We start from the raw sequence: 19,465 nt of genomic DNA on the forward strand, positions 1-19,465 counted from the left end.
CGGCAGTTCCGGTCAGGGTTCATGATCAGCGGACAAGGTCCCGCCAGCAGATGGTGGCTGGGGCCAAGGTCATGAACGCCTTGTGGATGTCATCGCGGGTCTCCCAGCGGATACGCAGGCGACGGAACCAGTGCAGCAGGCCGATTGTGCCTTCGACGACGTAACGATGGACGCCCAGCCCGGAGCCATGGGCAGTGGAAGCCGGGGCCTGCAGTTCGGTCAGCAGCGGGGTTCGCGAGCGGCCGAGGACGGAGGTGAGGACGCAGGCTCCGATGACAGATCGTGTCTCCCACAGCGTGCCGACGCCACGTGCTGGATAAGCGAGCTGCGGCGGTTCCGGAAGTCTCACCCTGGTGCGCAGGCCGGGCCCGGTGAACGTTGAAGGGATCAGCAGCAGTCCCGCGCCTGCGGACTCCCGGGGCAGGTTTCGTTTCCGACGGACCAGCCTCAGCGCGTTGTCGTGCCAACTCATGAGGTGTGCAGGTCGTTGAACAGGCGGCCGGCACTGTGCTCGGCGACCGTGCGGGCCCGGTAGAAGATGCCGGCATCCAGTACTGCCCGGATCCGTGCCCAGTAGTGCCAGCTCCCAGTACGTTTCGATCTCTTGTGTGACCTTGGCCAGGCGGGAGGGCGGGTCGGCGTGCAGGGCCGCAGGCGGGGGCCGAGATGCCCCTGATGGCGGGCGAGATGGTCGAGATCCTGGCGTACCCAGTCGGCGGGCGAGGCCAGGATCGCGTCCCACTCTGCCGCCGGTGCGGGGGCAGGTCCGGCGGGGGTCGGGTTGAGGAAGTCGGGGACGTAGCCGGTGGGCGGGATCAGCTCGGAGAGCCATCCCCGGTCCAAGCCCATCCGCCAAGGCGGCACACCTCTGGACCCTTCTTCTCACCGGCAAGGCTCTCTAACAGCCAGGCCAGCTACGTGCAGATGCCAAAAGCGCTGCCTTATGTCATCAAGCCCGACCCGCACCCCGTCCGCCGGCGGTCTGCCGATGCTCGACCGGTTCGTGCCGTCTGAATCGGCATCGCCATGGCCGCTGGCCTGTTCCTCGGACAGCTCGTCCCCAGCCTGAACCATCGGGAGGTGGCAAGCGAACCCCGAAGGGGCGCTGCGAGGGAGGCGTTTCGGAAGTGGGATTCGGTCACGTGCGGAGTTCACCGGTGACCATGTGGCCAGGGCTTGGAACCCAAGGGCGCCGACTCGCTGCCGAACGCCCCCGATGCTCGCAACGGAGACCTCTGGCTTTGCGAACTCGGCACAGGGGCGTTGGCATCGCGCGAGCTGTCTGACCAGACGTCCGAGGGAGGTGAGTCGCCACGCCGACGATGGCGCGCCGAAGAGAACGGCTGCTCCTCCGATGAGGTGCCTCGCGAGGCGGTCAGAGCAGAAAGAGCAGTAGTGATAGGAACCGCCGCGATGAGCCCGAGCGTCCCGACGATGCTACGGATGATCTCCTGAGCGAGGACCGGGTTGCGCAGGACGTCTCCCAGCGGCTGTTCCCCGATGCTGAAGAGCAGGAGCAGGGGAAGCGCCGCGCCGGCGTAGGCGAGGACGATCGTATTGATCACTGAGGCGATATGCGCGCGCCCCACGCGGGCCGCGGCCCGGTAAAGCCGGCCGAAGGAGTAGCCGGGGTTGGCGATGGCAAGCTCGCCCACCGTGACGGCCTGGGTGACCGTGACGTCGTCGAGGACACCCAGGGCACCGATGATGATGCTTGCGAGGAGCAGGCCTTGTGCGTTGATGCGGTAGCCGGTGTCCAGCATGAACGAGCTGTCGTCGGTGATCCCGGTGAGGGGGGCGACGTCGATGGCCACCGCGGAGAGAAGGCCGGTGATGGTGAGGCTGGCCAGCGTGCCGAGCACGGCCATCGAGGTCGGGATCGTGAATCCGTGGGTGAGGTAGAGGACAGTGAGCATGATCGCCGCGGAGCCCACGATGGCGACCAGTGTCGGCGACTCTCCGGCGAGGATTGCCGGGATGATGAAGGCGAGCAGCAGGACGAAGGTGACGGCCAGGCCGACCAGCGCGGTCAGTCCGCGCCAGCGGCCGAAGGCGACCACGGCCAGGGCGAAGGCGGCGACGAACATCCACAGCGGTGCGGATCGGTCGTGGTCGGACAGCAGGTACTGCGGCGCACCGCGCGTGTTCTGTGGCATGTGGACCAGCACGACGTCGTCGCCCGCTGCGAACCGCTGCGAGCCGGGGCCACTGGGCAGCTCCGTCATGATGGTCTGATTGGCTTTGGCCCCGCTGGTGAGCCGGACCCGGACGTCGGCACAAGTATCGGGAGCCGCTGACGCGGTCTCGGAGGCCGCAAGCTCCTCCGGCAAAGCGGGGCACGGCTTGGCGTAGATGCCGATGATCATCCCCGTTTCCTGCTGCAGTCCGGGCGATGACGGGCGTGCGGGCTTCTGGTCGCTGGGCCACAACCAGATCAAGGCGGCCAGGGTCATCAGGGCGATGGGCACGAGCACGGCTAGCGTCGCCCACACCGTCTTATGGGTGGCGGGTGGGGGCGAAACGGAGGTGCCGTGGCTGTGGTTGGCGCCCATGATGGACGTTTGTCTCCTCGGGTGCGGTTCCTCGATACGGGGAGGTGGCGCGGTCCGTCCCAGCGCGCTCCCCCGTCGTTCCGTGCGGCTCAGCGTGGGCGCTGTCGGAAGCCAGGTTGAGGCGGGTCCGCGTCAGGGTAGGTGGGGTCAGACCGATCGTGAGATGAGTGCGACAGCGCACGACTGGTCCTGGCCTTGGCGGGAGATTCGCGCAGGAGACCAGGACGACGAGGCTGTGGAGCCCGAGCTGCTGAAGCCGACCTGAGCCGTGGTCATGCCGAACCGCGCCATGCTGTGATCATATGGCGGGTATGGCAGGCGTTCGTCCCCATGTGAGGTGGTCGGCCCATGCTCCGCGAGCCGTACCCGCGAGGCGCCGGCCTTCTCCTGGCAAAAGTCAGTGTCCTGACCGGGAACTCGTGCCTATCCACTGGAAGTGAAGGCCTTTGTCGGCTCGGTCTTCGAACGCCGTGACCACCATGTGAGCACCAGGGGTACGTCCGGTGTGTCCGGAGAAGGGGTTCCATACCCGCTTCCGCCGGCCGCTTTCGAAGACTGCGAATGAGCAGCTATGCTGAGCCGCTGCGAAGGGGAGTAGCCCCGCGAACCGGTCATCGACACGCTGGAGCTCCGGCTCCCGGTGGCCGGGCCTGCGATCTCATGCGGGCGGGCGAGACCTTCGGCCCAATGTCGATGACGTCTGTGCATCGCGGGGCCGAAGCCTGCCGCCGCTCTCCACGCCGGTCGACCTCGAACCCTGCGGATGCGGGAAGGTTGGACGAGGTCGTGATACATGTCCTGTTGCTCATCGCCTGTGCGGTGGCGATCTATTTCTCCTGTGAGTGGTTCGTCAACGCGGTCGAGTGGCTCGGTGAGCGGCTGAACGTCGGGAAGATGGCGGTGGGCACCATCCTGGCCGCCTTCGGAACCGCACTGCCCGAATCCGTGGTGACGTTGGTCGCGGTGACCACGGGCGGAACGGAAGAGGCCAAGAACATCGGGGTGGGCGCGGCCATGGGTGGCCCGCTGGCCCTGGCCACCGTCGCGTACGGCGTGAGCGGTGTGGTCCTGCTCCTCCACCGGCGCAAGCGGCGCGCGGCTGTCACGGTGACAGCCTCCGGCACGGTTGAGGTGGATCCTCCGGGTGACTCCGCGCAGGCCCTGGGGACCGCGCGGGATATGGCCCGCCTGGCCAAGGACCAGAAGTGGTTCCTGCCCATCTTCATCGTCAAGGTCGGGCTCGGCCTGGTCGCATTCGCGTTCAAGCCCGTGCTGGGTCTGCTGTTCTTCGCCGCCTACGCCGTGTACTTCTGGCGTGAGATCCGCGGTGGGCACGACGAGGACGACGAACTGGAGTTGGAGCCGCTGAAGTTCCAGCCCAAGGCCGCCTCACCGGCCACCTGGGCGGTGATCGCCCAGACCCTTGCCACTCTTGTGGTGATCTTCTTCGCGTCACGTCTGTTCGTGACCCAGCTTGAGATCATCGGCCCGCTGATCGGGTTGTCCGCCTCCGTCACGGCGCTGCTGCTGTCGCCCATCGCCACGGAGCTTCCCGAGACCATGAATGCGATCATCTGGATTCGGCAGGGGAAGACCAAACTGGCTCTGGCCAACATCTCTGGTGCCATGATGATCCAGGCCACCGTGCCGAGCGGGCTCGGGCTGCTGTTCACTTCCTGGAAGTTCGACGGCGCCCTCCTGTGGTCGGGGCTGGTCACCATGGCGGCGATCGTCTACCTGCTGGCGACCATGCGCGCCCACAAGCTGACCCCGCTACGACTTGGCGTGGCCGCCGGCTTCTACCTGGTCTTCGCGCTCGGGCTCATCCCGATCCTCACCTGAAGCTCCAGCTGACGCGGGAGATCGCCGCAGTGCAGAGAGGGCAGTGGAACATGGACAAGGACAACGCAACGCTGGAGAAAGGTCCCGACAGGCCATCGCGGACCGGACAAGCCGGCCGGGTGGACCGTGGCGACCGGCCGGGCGGCGCCCATACCAGCGCGGGGCGAGGCCGGGTCCCCGGGCCTACCGTCCGGCGCGTGTCCGCGCGGCGGGTACTGCGCTGGTCGGCCACCATCGCCGCCGCGGTGCTGCTGCCGACCGTAGGTGTGGTCTGTCTGGGCTACACCCAGTTGTCCGGCAACATCAGCCACGAGAAGGTCAAAGACCGCCTCGGTACAGCGCGGCCCCCCAAGTACAACAAGGCCCTCAATATCCTGCTGATCGGCTCCGACACCCGCGCCGGGGAGAACGCACGGTTCGGGCACACGGCCGGTGCCCGCTCCGACACCATCATCCTCCTGCACATTTCTCCCCACCGCGATGGCGCCACCGCGATCAGCTTTCCCCGTGACCTCATGGTGAATGCCCCGGCGTGCACCACGGCCACCGGCGCGGCCGTCCCGCCCGCTCTAGAAATGATCAACGCGACGTTCAGTGCGGGCGGCGCGGCTTGCACCTGGAAGACGATCGAGTCCGTCACCGGCATCCACATCGATCACTTCATGCAGATCGACTTCACGGGATTCAAGAGAATGATCGACGCGCTGGGAGGGGTGGAGGTGTGCCTGCCCAAGGCGGTGGACGATCCCAAGTCTCACCTGGAACTGGCCGCCGGGCGCCACACCGTCACCGGCAACACCGCGCTGGCCTACGTGCGCACCCGCTACGCGCTCGGCGACGGATCGGACCTCGGCCGCATCAGGCGCCAGCAGCTGTTCATGGCCGCGATGGTCCGCAAAGCCACGAGCACCGGTCTGATCACCAATCCTGTCCGTCTCTACAGATTTCTCAACGCCGCGACCAAGTCCCTCACGACGGACGACGACCTGGGCCTGGGCACCCTGCGCACAATCGCTGGCAGCGTCCGCGGAATGAGTACGGGCAAGGTCGGCTTCCTCACCGTCCCCAACCACTACTGGGAGGTCGACCCCAACCGGGTCGTTCTCACCCAGCCCCAGGCCGCCCAGCTGTTCGCCGCCATCAGCAAGGACACACACGCTCCCGCCGCGAACCTGTCGCACTCCGCATCACCTGCCCACCGATCAACCGGGCCCGCCCTGGCGACGATCCCGGTCCGCGTGGTCAACGGCAGTGGGCACACCGGCCTGGCCCGTCAGGTCACCGCCCGCCTCCGGAACCTGGGATTCAGCCGGGCCGTCGTCTCCACCCCGCCGGCAGCCGCCTCTCACACCACGATCCGTACCACCATGGCCGGCCAGGCGGCGGCGCGTGTCCTGGCCGGAGTACTCACCCGCACCCCCGCCCTTGCACGCGAGGTCGGCACCGGCAGCACTCTCACGCTGGTGCTCGGCGAAGACTGGACCGCCTCGCCCGGTCGGCAGGGGATCCGGCTACGCGATGCCGTGCCGACATCCGGCGACTTCATCCGATCCTCGACGCTCTCCTCGGGGGTGACAGCCAATACCGACGCCTGCCACGCCTGAGCACGCAAGCCGTGAGCCGAACCTGAGACACGGCTGTGGGTTCCCCTATGTGTGGACACCAGCTGTTATGCGGCGAGCAGCACCTGATCGGGCGACCGCCCGTAGTCGATGGGGCTGAGGTAGCCAGGCTGGAGTGTCTCCTTCGGGTGTCGAAGCGGGTGACCCAGGCAAAGCGCCGGACGGGCGGCATGAGCGGAGGCCAGCACCTGGCACCCTGGAGCGTCTTCCGCTTCAACGTAGCGTTGAGCGCCTCGGCGAGCGCGTTGACCGCACTCGTGCCCACCGCACCCATCGGCTGGCGCACCCCAACTACCTGCACAGCGGGTGGCGTTTGAGCTGGGGCGTCGCGCGCCGCGCCAGGAGACGTCCCGCAAATCTGGAAGAAATCAGAAGAAATCCACCTTTGTCGGGAACTTCGCGCCGCGCTGGAACGACATGTCTATGTGGGGGGCTCTCATCGTCGGCGTACCAGCGGACCGGTCGCGCGGAGGGAGCGGCCGGATGTCGGCGGCGAAGGGCGTCGACATCCCGCGGGGACGACTGCCACCGGCCGTCGCCACAGCGCCCACCGGCCCTTGGACGAACCTCGGCGTCGGCGCGCTCCCCCGCGCACCGGCGCCGGGCGAAACAATGAGGATCCGAACAAGATGTCAGAGACGGAATTTCCCCTCGTGCAGTTCATGCGGGAGGGGATGGACCCGGTGCCCGAGCTCGCCCGCATCCGGGCCGAGCAGCCGGTCTATCCGCTGCCCATGCCGGACGGCTCCACGGTGTGGCTGGTCACCCGATATGAGGACGTGCGCGCCGTACTCGGCGACCACAACAGGTTCAGCAATGACTTCATGAACGTCATCGCCGCCGGTTCCCAGCAGGACGACCCGGGCGGGCTCGGCTTCCGCGACCCCCCGGAGCACACCCGGCTGCGCCGCTTCCTGACCCCCGAGTTCACCGTACGGCGGCTGCGCCGGCTGGAGCCCCGGATCGAGGCCATCGTCACCGAGCGCCTCGACGCGATGGAGCAGGCGGGCACCCCGGCCGACCTGGTCCAGTCCTTCGCCCTGCCCATCCCCTCGCTCGTGGTGTGCGAGCTGCTGGGCGTGCCGTACGAGGAGCAGGCCGATTTCCTGCGCCTCAGCACCGGCCGGTTCGACTTCTCGGGCGGCCCCGAGGCGTCGCTGCAGGCGATCAACGACTCGATGGCGTACCTGCGGAAGCTGGTCGCGCGCGAGCGCGAGAACCCCGGTGACGGCCTGCTCGGCATGCTGATCCGCGACCACGGCGACGACATCACCGACGAGGAGCTGGCCAGCCTCGCCGACGGGCTGCTGACCGGCGGCCACGACACCAGCACGAGCATGCTCGCCCTGGGCACCCTGTGGCTGCTGCAGCACCCCGAGCACCTCGCGCTCGTCCGGGACGGCGACGAGGAGCAGGTCGGCCGGGTGGTGGAGGAGCTGCTGCGCTACATGACCGTGGTGCAGGTCGCCTTCCCGCGCTTCGCCCGCGAGGACCTCGTCCTGGCCGGGCAGCCGATCGCGAAGGGCCAGATGGTCCTCTGCTCGCTGGCCGCCGCCAACCGCGACCCGCAGCTCGGCCCGGACACGGAAACCGTGGTCCCGGAGCGCGACGCCTCGTCGCACCTCGCGTTCGGGCACGGCATCCACCGCTGCGTGGGCGCGCCGCTCGCGCGGATGGAGATGCGCATCGCCTACCCGGCGCTGCTGCGCCGCTTCCCCGAGCTGCGCCTCGCCGTACCGGCCGAAGAGGTGGAGTTCAGGAAGCTCGCGATCGTGTACGGGCTGGAGGCCCTGCCCGTGGAGTGGTGACCGTCCCGGTCCCGCCCTCGCATCGTGTCCTGAGGTGAGGTGAGGGCGCCGGGCCGGAGACTCCGGCCCGGCGCCCCGCCACCCCGAACACCTTGAACCCGCCCACCCGGGCCGGACCGGCACGCGACGTCACGGGCCCGAGCACCCCCAAGCCGTTGGTCCCGGTCAGGCCGCCCGTTCGGCGTCGAGCAGCGACGTGGCGAGCTGGCCGCGGGCCCGCGCCACCCGGGAGCGCACCGTGCCGACCGGGCACCCGGTCAGCTCGGCGGCCTCGGCGTACGACAGGCCCATGAGCTGGGTGAGAACGAAGGCGATCCGGCGATCGCGCGGCACCTCGGCGAGGAGCGCGGCCAGCGCCACCGCGTCGTCCGGGCCGGGCAGCCGGCCCGGCTGGGACCGTTCCGCGGCCATACGCCAGTCGGGCACGTCGGCGATCAGGGGGCGGGCGGCGGCCGAGCGGATCCGGTCGACGACGACACGGCGGGCGATGGCGCGCAGCCAGGTGCGGGCGGAGGCCCGCCCGGCGAATCTGGGCAGGCTGCCGAGGGCCCGTACGAACGTCTCCTGCGTGAGGTCCTCCGCCTGCTGCGCGTCGGTCAGGTAGATCAGGAACCGCAGCACATCGGGGTAGACGGCGCGGGTGAACGCCTCGACGTCGGCGGGGGCTCCGGCGCGGGCGGCGAGGGCGAGCCCGGTCAGCCGCTCGTCGTCGGAGATCCGGTCCACGGCCGGCCCGTCGCGTGCCGTGCCGATGGCTCGGCCGCCGCTCGCGGGCTCCGAGGCCCTGCCGCCCGTGCGATCCGCGACACGGACATCACTCGCACGTTTCGAGCGTCGATCGCCGCTCCCGCGTTCCGGGACGGGGGCGTCGCTCGCGCGCTGGAGGGCTCGTGCCGGGGGCGATGCCGGCTCGTCGGGGGACACATACGCAATCCTCGCAGTGAGGTGCCTCGGTACGGAGATCGGCCCGTGTTGTGCCCGGGCGAAGGGCCACGTCAATCCCAGAGCCGTCCGTCTTCAAAGGCGGCACCCCGCCGGAAGCCACTCCGCGCCCCATCCGGAGCGCCCTGCCTGTCAGGAGGTGCGGGGCCGGACGGGCGGCGGTGTCACGTCGCGGGCGCGGCCACGGCTCCCTGAACGAACGCGATGACGCTCTCCTCGGCCTCGGCCAGGGCGATCTCGCCGCGGACGAGGGGGATGCGCTCCGCGCCGATGACGGCCAGGATGCTGCGGGCCGCGGCGTCCGCGTCCAGCCGGCGGAACTCCCCCGCCTCCATGCCCCGGGCGAGGATCTCGCACAGGATCTTGTGCATCGGCGCGACGTGGCCCGCGAGCGCCTGGTACGCGCAGGGGCCCAGCGCGGCGGTGATCTCGGCGGCGCCCGGGTGGGGGTGGGCGAGGAGGCCCCGCAGCTGGAGCCGGATGAAGGACTCCAGCCGCGCGCGGGCGGAGGCGTCCTTGGGCAGATCCCGGTCGAACCGGTCCACGAAGTAGTCGGTCGCCCGCTGGCTGAACGCGAGCAGCAGCGCGGCCTTGTCCGGGAAGTAGTTGTAGAGCACGGTCCGCGCGACGCCCGCCTCCGCCGCGACGTCGGTCATGGACATCGCGTCGATGCCTCGATCCTTCGAGAGCCGGGCCACCGCGTCCATGATCCGGGTCACGGTCTGCGCGCGGTGCTCGCGGAGGTTAGGGGCGGAAATCCTCGGCATGTCGGCATTTTCGCACTCAGGAGGCATGGCGTCAGCGTTCCGGCCGATTCGCCCGCGCCGGGAACCTCAGGTTCACGGACGGGCCCGCCGGGACTTGACGCGCAGCCCGTCGACGACCACGGCGAGCGCGAGCCGCCGGCGTGACGGCCGAATAATCGGATGCGGTCGGCGGACGGTCCGGATTACCCTGTCCGCCATGTCGACGCCCCGCATTTCTTAGATCGAGGACCCGCTTCCACGCCACCCGTGTGTCCTCGATCCGTTCCGGAGCGTCATCCAATGATCACCGTTCGCGGTGTCGACCTGCGCGTCGGCGCCCGTCTCCTGCTGTCCGACATCTCCTTCCACATCTCCCCCGGCGACCGCATCGGCCTGGTCGGCCGCAACGGCGCCGGCAAGACCACGCTGATGAACGTCCTGTCCGGGCAGTCGCGGCCGGCCGCCGGGACCGTCATCCGAACCGGGACGGTCGGCTACCTGCCGCAGGACTCGCGCGCGGCCGACCCGTCCACCACCGTCGCCGACCGCATCCTGTCCGCCCGCGGCCTGGATCGGGCCGTACGCGCCCTGCGCGCCTCCGAGACCGCGATGGCCGAGGCGACGGACCCGGCCGCGCAGGAGCGGGCGATGAACGCCTACGCCCGGGCGGAGGCCCGGTTCCAGGCCGGGGGCGGGTACGCGGCCGAGGCCGAGGCGGCCCGGGTCGCCTCCGGCCTCGGCCTGCCCCCGGGGGTGACCGACCGGCCGCTCGGCACCCTCTCCGGCGGCCAGCGGCGGCGGGTGGAACTGGCCCGGATCCTGTTCGCCGGCCACGGGACGCTGCTGCTCGACGAGCCGACCAACCATCTGGACGCCGACTCGGTCGCCTGGCTGCGTTCCTTCCTGCTCGACCACCGGGGCGGGCTGATGGTGATCAGCCACGACACCGGACTGCTGGCCGGCATCGTCAACCGGGTCTTCCACCTCGACCCGCACCGGGCCGCGATCGACGTGTACAACACCGGCTGGGCCGCCCATCTCGCGCAGCGGGACGCCGACGACCGCCGCCGCGCTCGCGAGCGGGTGAACGCCGAGCGCAAGGCCGCCTCGCTGCACGCGCAGGCGGACAAGATGCGGGCGAACGTGGCGACGGCCGTCGCGGCGAAGAACATGGCGCGCCGCGCCGACCGGATGCTGGCCGCCCTGGAGCCGGTCCGGCGCGCGGAGAGGACGGCCCGCATCCGGCTGCCCGAGCCCGCCCCCTGCGGCAGAACGCCGCTCGGCGCGATCAGCCTGGCCAAGGCGTACGGCGGGCAGCCCGTCCTCACCGGCGTGGACCTGGCCGTGGACCGCGGATCCCGGCTGGTGATCCTCGGGCTCAACGGCGCGGGCAAGACGACGCTGCTGCGGATCCTCGCCGGGCACGACACGCCGGACAGCGGGCGGGTGGTGCACGGCCACGGCCTGCGCCTCGGCTACTTCGCCCAGGAGCACGACACCCTCGACACCGCGCGCACCGTGCGGGAGAACCTGGCGGCGGCGGCCCCGCACCTGAGCGACGGCGAGGCGCGGCGGGTGCTCGGCGCGTTCCTGTTCAGCGGGGACGACGCCGACAAGCCGGCCGCGGTCCTGTCCGGCGGCGAGAAGACCCGGCTGGCCCTGGCCGGGCTGGTCCACTCCGGCGCGAACGTGCTGCTGCTGGACGAGCCGACCAACAACCTCGACCCGGCCTCCCGGGACGAGGTCCTGGCTGCGGTCGGCGCCTATCCGGGGGCGATCGTCATGGTGACCCACGACGAGGGCGCGGTCCGGGCGCTGCGCCCCGAGCGCGTCCTGCTGCTCCCGGACGCCGACGAGGACCTGTGGAGCGACGACTACCTGGACCTGATCGCGCTCACCTGATCCGGTACACACCCGGGGGCGGCGTGTGGACGCGCCGCCCCCGGGAGCGTCAGGAGGTGAGGACCGGCTCCAGGAAGCGGAGCGTGCCCGCCTCGGTGTCGAGCCGGGCCCGGACGCCGATGGGGTAGGTCTGCATCGAGATCCCGTGCCCGATGTTCGCCCCGGCGAGGACGGGCACGCCGAGGTCGCCCAGCCGCTCCGCCAGCATCCGGTCGACGTCGCGCGGCTCGCCGCAGTTGGTGAACGTGCCGAGCAGGATGCCGGCCACGCCGTCGCTGTAGGTGGCCCGGCGGAGCTGGGTGATGTACCGGTCCATCCGGAACAGCTCCTCGTCCACGTCCTCCAGGAAGAGGATCGCCCCGCGCGCGGGCAGCGAGGTGTCGGTGCCGAGCGAGGCGGCCAGCAGCGTGGCGGTGCCGCCCAGGGTGTGGCCCTCGGCGACGCCGGGCACGACCGTCCGTGCGTCGGGGAAGACCAGTTCGGTCACCGACTCCGGGTGGAAGAGCAGCTTCATCAGCTCGTCGAAGTCGTACTCCCCCGGGCCCTGGTAGAAGCCGTCGCAGGCGACCATGGGCCCGAACAGCGAGACCCAGCCGAGCTTGACCGCGATCGCCTCCAGCAGCGCGGTCACGTCGGAGTAGCCCACCACGACCTTCGGCCGGGACGCGTCGATCTTCGACCAGTCGACCAGTTCGAGCGTGCGCTGCATGCCGTACCCGCCGCCGGCGCAGAAGACCGCGTCGTAGGCGGGGTCGCCGAGCGCCTTGGTCAGGTCGGCCGCCCGCAGGGCGTCGCCGCCCGCGAGATAGTCGTACTCGGTGCCGCCGACGCGGGTGGAGGCGAACACCTCGGCCTTGAGGCCGACCTCCTCCATGGCGGCCAGGCCGCGGTCGAGGTTGGCCTGGTTGGGCGGGCTGCTGGCGGCGATGACCGCGACGCGGGCGCCGGGCCGCAGGGCGGGCGGGTGGAGGAAGCCGGTCACGCGAGGTTCTCCTTCACTGGACGAGGTGGCAGGCGGCGAGGCCGGACGAGGACGGCTCGCCGGTCAGTACGGGCAGGTCGACGGTGTCGCAGCGCGGGTCCTGCTCGGCCGCCCGCAGGGGGCATCGGGGGTGGAAGCGGCAGCCGCCGGGGACCGAGGTCGGGTCCGGCGGCTCGCCGGTGAGCAGCACGGGCGGCTCGCCGGAGTCCGGCAGCACCGAAAGCAGCGCCCGCGTGTACGGGTGCCTGGGGCGCAGCAGCACCTCCTCGACCGTACCGGTCTCGACGATCCTGCCGAGATACATGACGGCGACGCGGTCCGCGATGTTCCAGGCCAGGCCGAGGTCGTGGCTGACGACCAGCGCGGACAGGCCGAGCGAGTCGCGCAGTTCCAGGATCAACTTGAGGATCTCACCCCGGACGGAGGCGTCGAGCGAGGCCACCGGCTCGTCGGCGACGATGACCGACGGTTCGAGCGCGAGCGCCCCCGCGATGACGACGCGCTGCTGCTGGCCGCCGGACATCTCGTGCGGGAACCGTCCCGCGAACTGCTCGGGCGGGCGCAGCCCGGCCTTGGCCAGCGCGGTGTGCACGCGCTCGCCGAGCCGATCGGTCAGGCCGTGCAGCCGGGGACCTTCGGCGACGGCGTCGAAGACGTTCTGCCTGGGGTTGAGCGCGCCGCCCGGATCCTGCAGGACGAGCTGGGTGTGGCGGCGGTAGGCCTTGAGCGCGGCGGCGGAGTAGCCGAGAGGCACGCCGTCGCTGAGCACCTGGCCGCCGGTGGGCTTGACCAGCCCGACCAGCGCCCTGGCCAGCGTGGACTTGCCGCATCCGGACTCGCCGACGAGTGCGACGATCTCGCCCTGCCCCACCTGCAGGTTGACTCCGTCGACGGCGCGCGCGGGCGCGGCGCCGCGGCGCGCCGGGTAGGTGACCGTCAGGTCGCGGACTTCGAGCACGGGCTTCACGCGCCGCTCCCTTCCAACACGCGCAGGCACGCCGCCTCGCGCCCCGGGCCGCTCGGCCACAGCTCCACGGTCTCGGTACGGCAGGCGTCCATGGCCTCGGGGCAGCGCGGCTCGAAGGCGCAGCCCCTGCTCTCGCTCAGCCTGGCCAGCTCGGGCGGCGTGGGCGGGTCACCGGGCAGCCCCGCGGGCGCGAGCCGCGAGGCCGGGTCGCCGATCGTCGGGAAGGCCCGGCCGAGCGCCCGCGTGTACGGGTGCCGCGGCTCGGCGATGAGCTGCTTGGACGGGCCGATCTCGGCGATCTGCCCCGCGTACATGACGGCCAGCCGCTCGCACATGTGGGACAGCACCGACAGGTCGTGGCTGATCATGATGACGCCGATGCCCGACTCGCGCACCAGATCGCCGAGCAGATTGAGCACCTGTGCCTGGACCATGACGTCGAGCGCGGTGGTCGGCTCGTCGGCGATGATCAGGTCGGGCCGGCAGGCGAGCGCCATCGCGATCATGATGCGCTGACGCTGGCCGCCCGAGAACTCGTGCGGGTACGAGCCGAGCCGCCGCGACGGCAGGCCGACGCTGTCGAGCAGCTCGGCCGCCCGCGCGCGGGCCTTCTTCTGGCCGACCTTGTCGTGCAGCAGGATGGGCTCGCAGATCTGCTCGCCGATCGTGCGCACCGGGTTGAGGGCGCTCATCGCTCCCTGGAACACCACGGAGGCCGCCGACCAGCGCACCGCGCGCAGCCGCGCCCACTTGGCGGTCAGCAGGTCCTCGCCCTCGAACAGAACCTGGCCGGTCACCTGGGTGGAGGACGGCAGCAGCCGCAGCAGGCTGAGCGCCATCGTCGACTTGCCCGAGCCCGACTCTCCGGCCACGCCGAGGGTCTGGCCGCGGTCGAGGGTGAAGCTCACCCCGCGTACGGCGGGCACGGTCCGCCCGCCGCCCCGGTAGCTCACCCGCAGGTCGCGCACGTCGAGCATGGGCGCCGAGGCCCGATCCTCCGGAGCGTGGCTCTGATCCGTCGCCGTCACCGGCCCACCATCCTCGGGTTGAGCACGTGCTCGACGGCCCGGCCGACGAGCGTGAAGCCGAGCACGACGATGAGGATCGCGATGCCCGGCGGCATCAGGTACCACCACGCGCCCGCCGTCACCGCGCCGCCCAGGAACGCGGCCTGGAGCATCGATCCCCAGGTCACGCTGGTCGGGTCGCCGAGGCCCAGGAAGGTCAGCGTGGCCTCCGACAGGATCGCCGAGGCGACGGTGAGCGTGCTGGAGACGAGGATCAGCGGCATGACGTTGGGCAGCACGTGCCTGATCATGATCTGGGTGTTGCCCGCGCCCAGCACCTTCGCCCGTTCGATGAACGGCCTCGCCTCGACGGAGAGCGTCTGGGCGCGTACGAGGCGGGCGGTCGCGGTCCACGAGGTGACCGCGATGGCGATCGTGATCGACGCCGCGCCCTGGCCGAGCACGGCCGAGAGCGAGATGGCCAGCGGCAGGCTGGGCAGCGCGATGAACCAGTCGGTCACGTGCATGAGGATCTTGCCGATCCAGCCCTGGTAGTGCCCGGCGAGCAGACCGACCGCGCTGCCGAGGACCACGGTGAGCGCGGTGGCGATGAGGCCGATGCTGAGCGACTCGCGCGCGCCCCAGATGACCAGCAGCAGGACCGAACGGCCCGCCTGGTCGGTGCCGAGCGGGTAGCCGTCGACGGGTGGCGACAACTGCGGGCCGTCCACCTTGATGACGTTGAGCTGGTCGTCGCCGATGAACAGCGGCGCGGCGAGGGCGAGCACGCCGAAGGCGACGAGCAGGCCGAGCCCGGCCAGCCCGGCGGGCCGTTTGGCGAACGCGCGGCAGAAGCGGCTGAACGCGTGGTGGCGCGGGACGTCGAGCCCGGCCGGGGCGTCCGTGGCGGCGGTCATCGGCCACCACCCCGGGGAAGAGCGCGGCGAAGGCCCAGGGGACGACCTTGGGGAGGGCGCTGGTGCAGGCCCTTGTGAACGCGTCTCATTGGGCCCGCACTCTCGGGTCGAGGAAGCGGTAGACCACGTCCGCCAGCAGGTTCATGATGATCACACTCGCGCTGAAGACGATGAAGGTGCCCTGAAGCAGGGGCAGGTCGGGGATCCTGAGCGCCTCGTAGGTCAGATAGCCGAGGCCCGGCCAGGAGTAGACGGACTCGACCGTGATCGCGCCGCTGACCAGGATGCCGAGGTGCATGAAGATCATCGTGACCGAGGGCAGCAGCGCGTTCGGCACCGCGTGGCGACGCCGTACGGCGTCGTCGGTCAGGCCCTTGGCCCTGGCGGTCAGCAGGTACGGGCTGCCCATCTCATCGATGATCGAGGAGCGCATGACCGTGACGTACTGGGCGAAGACCACGAGCACCATGGTCAGGCAGGGCAGCACCAGGTGCTTGGCCACGTCGACGATGTGAGCCCAGCCCTCCTGCGGCAGCGACGGGTCGCTCATGCCACCCGCGGGCAGCAGGCTCGGGATCGGGCCGAGGCCCACGCTGAAGGCGATCAGGAGGATCATGCCGAGCCAGAAGGTCGGCACCGACCACAGCATGAGTGAGGAGCTCGACGCGATCCGGTCGAACAGGCTTCCGTGCCGCCAGCCGCTGCGGATGCCCAGCCACAGGCCGAGCGCGATCGACACGGCCGCGGCCGTGCCCATGAGGAGCAGGGTCGGCCCGAGCCGGTCGAGCACCAGTGACGAGACCGACTGCTGGAACTGCCAGGAGTAGCCGAGTTCACCCTTGAGCGTGTTGCCGACGAAGGTGAGGAACCGCTGCCAGATCGGGTCGTCCAGGCCGAGCTGGAGGCGTACCTGGACGAGCTGCGCCTCGCTCGTGGGGCGGCCCCTGGTCAGGGTGCGGACCGGGTCGGCCGGCATCAGGCTGAAGATGACGAAGCCGATGACCAGCGTGACCATGAAGCTGACCAGGGCCGCGGCCAGCTTGGAGCCGAGGTAGGGCAGGAGGTCGGATCGCTTGACCCCCTGCCCCTTGGCCTTGGCGGGGCCCGCGGCGGTGAGGCTACTCACGGTCGTCCGCGCTCGAGCGGCGCTTGAGCGCGATCCCGCCGCCGACGAGGACGACGAGCAGGACGATGCCGCCGATCCACAGGGCGCCGCCGCCGCCGCTCTCCTCCTTGGCCGCGGTGGCCTTGGCGTTGGCCGGCGTGGCCTTGAGGTAGCCCCAGAACGAGTAGCTCTGCGCCGGGTACATGCCCTGCGCGTCCGGCTGTCCGTAGACCAGCCCGGTCACGGTGTCGGTACGGACCACATCGAGGGTGTTGGCGTTGAAGTGCATCTGGTTGACGTCGGCCTTGTAGAGGATGCTCTGCATCTCACCGACGATCTTGGCCCGCTCGTCCTGGTCGAACGTGGTGCGCTGCTTGTTGAACAGCTCGTCGTACTTCTCGTCGCAGAAGAACGAGTCGGTGTTGCCCGCGGTGCCGTCGTCCTTGGGCAGCGCGGCGCAGGTCTGGATGCCGAGCAGGAAGGTCGGGTCGGGGCCCGTGGTCCAGCCGTCCATCAGCAGGTCCCAGTCGCCCTTGGCCAGGTCGCTGTTGAGCGCGCTCATGCTCAGGGTCTGGATCTTGAGCTTGATCCCGACCGTCTCCAACCAGCCCTTGAGGTAGTTGGAGATGCCCGCGTCGTCCGTGTCGTCGGCGTGGATGCCGAGGCGCAGCTCCAGCGGCTTGCCGCTCTTGGGGTCGACGCGTACGCCGTCGGCGCCCTTGGTGTAGCCGGCGTCGTCGAGGATCTTGTTCGCCTGGTCGAGGTCGAACGGCGTCTCCTCGCCGGCGGCCGGCTTCCAGCTCCACTGCGGCCAGGCCGGGGGCAGGTAGCCGGCGCCGGGCACGGCCAGGCCGTCGCGTACCTTGGCGACAAGGGTCTTCCTGTCGGTGGCGAGCGCGATCGCGTGGCGCACCACCGGGTCGCCCAGCGCCGGGTGGCCGGTGCCGATCTTCTTGCCGGTGCGGGTGCGGGCGTTGTAATTGATCTCCAGGCCGGTCCAGCCGTTGCCGACCTCCTGGACGGTCAGCAGGCTCTTGTCCGCCTGCAGCGCCTTGAACTGGGTCGGGTTCACGCCGTTGATGTAGTCGAGCTGGCCGCTGCGCAGCGCGGCGACCGCGGCGTCCACCGACTTGAAGCTCTGCTGGACCATGTGGTCGAAGCCGGGCTTGCCGAGGATGAAGTCCCTGTTGGCGTCGAACTTCGCGTACTGCTCGGGCTTGTAGTCCGTGAGCGTCCACGGGCCGTAGCCGACGAGCGGGAAGGCGTCGTTCTTGTAGTCCTTGAGGTTCTTCGCCTGCGACTCCCAGATGTGCTTCGGCACGATCGGGATGCCGCTGCGCGGGACGCTCACGTAGGTGACGTTGGCCTGGGGCTCCTTGGTCTTGATGACCAGGGTCGTCGCGTCGGGCGCGGTGACCGACGCGAAGTTGCTGACCAGCGAGCCGTTGGCGGTCCCCGCGACCGCGTCGGTCATGATTAGGTTCAGCGTCCAGGCGGCGTCCTCAGCCGTGAGCGGCGTGCCGTCGCTCCACTTCAGGCCGTCCGTGATCGTGAAGGTCCAGGTCAGCTTGTCGTCCGACTGCGTCCACGACTTGGCGAGGTAGGGTCCGGGACGGCCCTGCTCGTCGAGGGAGTTGAGCGTCGGATAGACCGCGGCGAAGACGTCGTAGGCGCCGTCGAAGAAGGCGAGGAACGGGTTCAGCGTGTCGATGCCGGAGCCCGACATCTTCACCCGAAGTGTGGTCTCTCCCTGCCCCGACGGCGCGGACGCCGCGGCGGCGGATCCGGACGACGTGGTCGCGGTGGCGGTTCCTGCGGGGAGCGCGACGCCGGCGAGCACCGTCCCGCTCAGCGCGCAGGCGGCCAGTGCCAACCGGCCACGCCGCGAATTGCCTGTCCCCATTGATATCTCCTGGGTGGTTCAGCAGCCATGTGTCCAGGAATGCTGACGATCACGGAGCACATCCCCAAGAGCTGTGAGGCTTTACGGGCCTCAGCATCGAAAAGCGCGACGGTTCCGCCCTTCCGGCCTCGCCAGGACCTAGCCTGAGCCGGTACGAGCGCCGCCCCCGCACGACCGTGTCGCAGCCCGTGTCACTGGGGGTAGCCGTACCGGCCGTGGAGGCGGACGAACCTGGCCAGGGTGAGGACCTGGCGGCGCTCCAGCCCGGCCGGGACGCGCTCGAACAGCACGACCTCCTCCTGCCCGCCGGTGCCGATCGGCTGGACCAGGCGGCCGCCGACGCGGAGCTGCCCGGCCAGCGGCGCGGGCACCTCGGGGTAGGCGGCCGACACGAGGACCGCGTCGTACGGCGCCCGCTCGGGCACCCCGCAGCTTCCGTCGCCCGTGAACAGCTCGACGTTGCCCACGCCGTGGCGGGCGAGGTTGCTCCGGGCCCGCGCGCAGAGGTCGGGCCGCAGCTCGATCGTCACGACGTCGGCGGCGAGGCGCGCGAGCAGCGCGGTCTGGAAGCCGAGGCCGGTGCCGACCTCCAGCACGTGCTCGTTTCCGGTCAGGCCCAGCCCCTCGATCATCCGTGCCGACAGCGACGGCTGGGTGGTCACCTGACCGTGCCCGATCGGCAGCGGCACGTCGTCGTAGGCCTCGTCGGCGAGGTCGTCCGGGACGAAGCCGGCCCGGGGTGTCGCCCGCACCGCGGCGATCAGGCGCTCGTCGCGGACGCCCTCGGCCTGCAGGATCTCGGCGAGGGACTCGGGGGACCCGGGCACGGTCACGCCTCCCGCGCCGCGAGCATGCCGTCCGGCTCGCGGACGACCCGGACCCCGAAGCCGCGGCTGACGCCGTCGAGGGTCCCGCGCAGCCACTCGACGTCGTCCGGCCCGGCGCGGCACAGCCGCATCCGCCGGGCCCGCAACGGCGCCATGCGCAACGCGGTCGCCCGCCCCGACTCCGGGTCGAGCGACGCGAAGTACAGCAGGCGCAGGTCGTCGCGGAACTCCTCGTATCCGGCGATGCCCTCGTAGTCGTCCACCAGGTCGCCGCAGCCGTACAGCACGAGCCTGCCCCGGTGCAGCTCGATCGGGCGCGGATGGTGCGAGGAGTGGCCGTGCA

At 70.6% G+C, this 19,465-nt stretch carries 17 protein-coding genes; 4 read left to right on the forward strand and 13 right to left on the reverse strand.

Annotated elements, in window-relative coordinates; genetic code table 11:
* Window positions 1-25: 25 nt before the first annotated feature.
* The 3 genes from AWQ68_RS46205 to AWQ68_RS20425 all read right to left on the reverse strand — a co-directional run bounded on the left by AWQ68_RS46205 (window position 26) and on the right by AWQ68_RS20425 (window position 2,552).
* Window positions 26-472: a hypothetical protein gene (locus AWQ68_RS46205; protein ID WP_066942516.1), complete on the reverse strand. Its 447-nt coding sequence runs from the start codon at window positions 470-472 to the stop codon at window positions 26-28.
* Window positions 469-849, reverse strand: coding sequence for a hypothetical protein (locus AWQ68_RS44285; RefSeq protein WP_066942518.1), 381 nt, complete (start codon window positions 847-849; stop codon window positions 469-471). The genes AWQ68_RS46205 and AWQ68_RS44285 overlap by 4 nt, the downstream gene beginning before the upstream one ends.
* A 302-nt stretch (window positions 850-1,151) precedes the next feature.
* Complete coding sequence (locus AWQ68_RS20425; RefSeq protein WP_066942520.1) at window positions 1,152-2,552, reverse strand: YibE/F family protein; 1,401 nt, start codon at window positions 2,550-2,552, stop codon at window positions 1,152-1,154.
* A 786-nt stretch (window positions 2,553-3,338) separates the two neighbouring features.
* Between AWQ68_RS20425 and AWQ68_RS20430 the strand changes: the two genes are divergently transcribed.
* From AWQ68_RS20430 to AWQ68_RS20440, 3 genes are all read left to right on the forward strand, one after another.
* Complete coding sequence (locus AWQ68_RS20430) at window positions 3,339-4,394, forward strand: sodium:calcium antiporter (protein ID WP_066942709.1); 1,056 nt, start codon at window positions 3,339-3,341, stop codon at window positions 4,392-4,394.
* Window positions 4,395-4,591: 197 nt separating this feature from the next.
* The gene (locus AWQ68_RS20435; protein ID WP_066942522.1) at window positions 4,592-5,998 is read left to right on the forward strand and encodes an LCP family protein; all 1,407 of its coding nucleotides are present in this window, start codon (window positions 4,592-4,594) and stop codon (window positions 5,996-5,998) included.
* 647 nt (window positions 5,999-6,645) lie between these two features.
* Window positions 6,646-7,824: a cytochrome P450 gene (locus AWQ68_RS20440; protein WP_084464219.1), complete on the forward strand. Its 1,179-nt coding sequence runs from the start codon at window positions 6,646-6,648 to the stop codon at window positions 7,822-7,824.
* Window positions 7,825-7,989: 165 nt separating this feature from the next.
* On the opposite strand, the gene AWQ68_RS20445 is transcribed toward AWQ68_RS20440, so the two are convergent.
* Both AWQ68_RS20445 and AWQ68_RS20450 read right to left on the reverse strand, forming a co-directional pair.
* On the reverse strand, window positions 7,990-8,550 hold the full coding sequence (locus AWQ68_RS20445; protein WP_218006942.1) for a sigma-70 family RNA polymerase sigma factor: 561 nt from the start codon (window positions 8,548-8,550) through the stop codon (window positions 7,990-7,992).
* 380 nt (window positions 8,551-8,930) lie between these two features.
* Window positions 8,931-9,533 carry a TetR/AcrR family transcriptional regulator gene (locus AWQ68_RS20450; RefSeq protein WP_066942526.1) on the reverse strand — a complete coding sequence of 201 codons (603 nt, stop codon included), beginning with the start codon at window positions 9,531-9,533 and terminating at the stop codon, window positions 8,931-8,933.
* A gap of 279 nt (window positions 9,534-9,812) precedes the next feature.
* Between AWQ68_RS20450 and AWQ68_RS20455 the strand changes: the two genes are divergently transcribed.
* Window positions 9,813-11,414: an ABC-F family ATP-binding cassette domain-containing protein gene (locus tag AWQ68_RS20455; protein WP_066942528.1), complete on the forward strand. Its 1,602-nt coding sequence runs from the start codon at window positions 9,813-9,815 to the stop codon at window positions 11,412-11,414.
* 49 nt (window positions 11,415-11,463) lie between these two features.
* On the opposite strand, the gene AWQ68_RS20460 is transcribed toward AWQ68_RS20455, so the two are convergent.
* From AWQ68_RS20460 to AWQ68_RS20495, 8 genes are all read right to left on the reverse strand, one after another.
* On the reverse strand, window positions 11,464-12,396 hold the full coding sequence (locus tag AWQ68_RS20460) for a S66 peptidase family protein (RefSeq protein ID WP_066942530.1): 933 nt from the start codon (window positions 12,394-12,396) through the stop codon (window positions 11,464-11,466).
* Between the two features lie 13 nt (window positions 12,397-12,409).
* Window positions 12,410-13,363: an ABC transporter ATP-binding protein gene (locus AWQ68_RS20465; RefSeq protein WP_157545521.1), complete on the reverse strand. Its 954-nt coding sequence runs from the start codon at window positions 13,361-13,363 to the stop codon at window positions 12,410-12,412.
* Window positions 13,360-14,340 carry an ABC transporter ATP-binding protein gene (locus AWQ68_RS20470; RefSeq protein ID WP_066942715.1) on the reverse strand — a complete coding sequence of 327 codons (981 nt, stop codon included), beginning with the start codon at window positions 14,338-14,340 and terminating at the stop codon, window positions 13,360-13,362. The genes AWQ68_RS20465 and AWQ68_RS20470 overlap by 4 nt, the downstream gene beginning before the upstream one ends.
* A gap of 47 nt (window positions 14,341-14,387) precedes the next feature.
* A complete protein-coding gene (locus AWQ68_RS20475; RefSeq protein ID WP_066942532.1) occupies window positions 14,388-15,287 on the reverse strand; it encodes an ABC transporter permease in 900 nt (299 codons plus the stop codon).
* 85 nt (window positions 15,288-15,372) lie between these two features.
* Entirely contained in the window at window positions 15,373-16,413 is a 1,041-nt protein-coding gene (locus AWQ68_RS20480; protein ID WP_066942534.1) for an ABC transporter permease, read from the reverse strand.
* Complete coding sequence (locus AWQ68_RS20485) at window positions 16,406-18,295, reverse strand: ABC transporter substrate-binding protein (RefSeq protein ID WP_084464220.1); 1,890 nt, start codon at window positions 18,293-18,295, stop codon at window positions 16,406-16,408. The genes AWQ68_RS20480 and AWQ68_RS20485 overlap by 8 nt, the downstream gene beginning before the upstream one ends.
* A 191-nt stretch (window positions 18,296-18,486) precedes the next feature.
* Window positions 18,487-19,128 (reverse strand): protein-L-isoaspartate(D-aspartate) O-methyltransferase, encoded by a 642-nt coding sequence (locus tag AWQ68_RS20490; RefSeq protein ID WP_066942536.1) that lies wholly within the window; start codon window positions 19,126-19,128, stop codon window positions 18,487-18,489.
* Window positions 19,125-19,465: CapA family protein (locus tag AWQ68_RS20495; protein ID WP_174554125.1), on the reverse strand; the 341-nt coding region annotated here is incomplete at its 5' end. The genes AWQ68_RS20490 and AWQ68_RS20495, both read right to left, overlap by 4 nt.

The sequence above is a fragment of the Microtetraspora fusca genome (assembly GCF_001570365.1).
In the GTDB taxonomy this organism is placed as follows: Bacteria; Actinomycetota; Actinomycetes; order Streptosporangiales; family Streptosporangiaceae; genus Microtetraspora; species Microtetraspora fusca.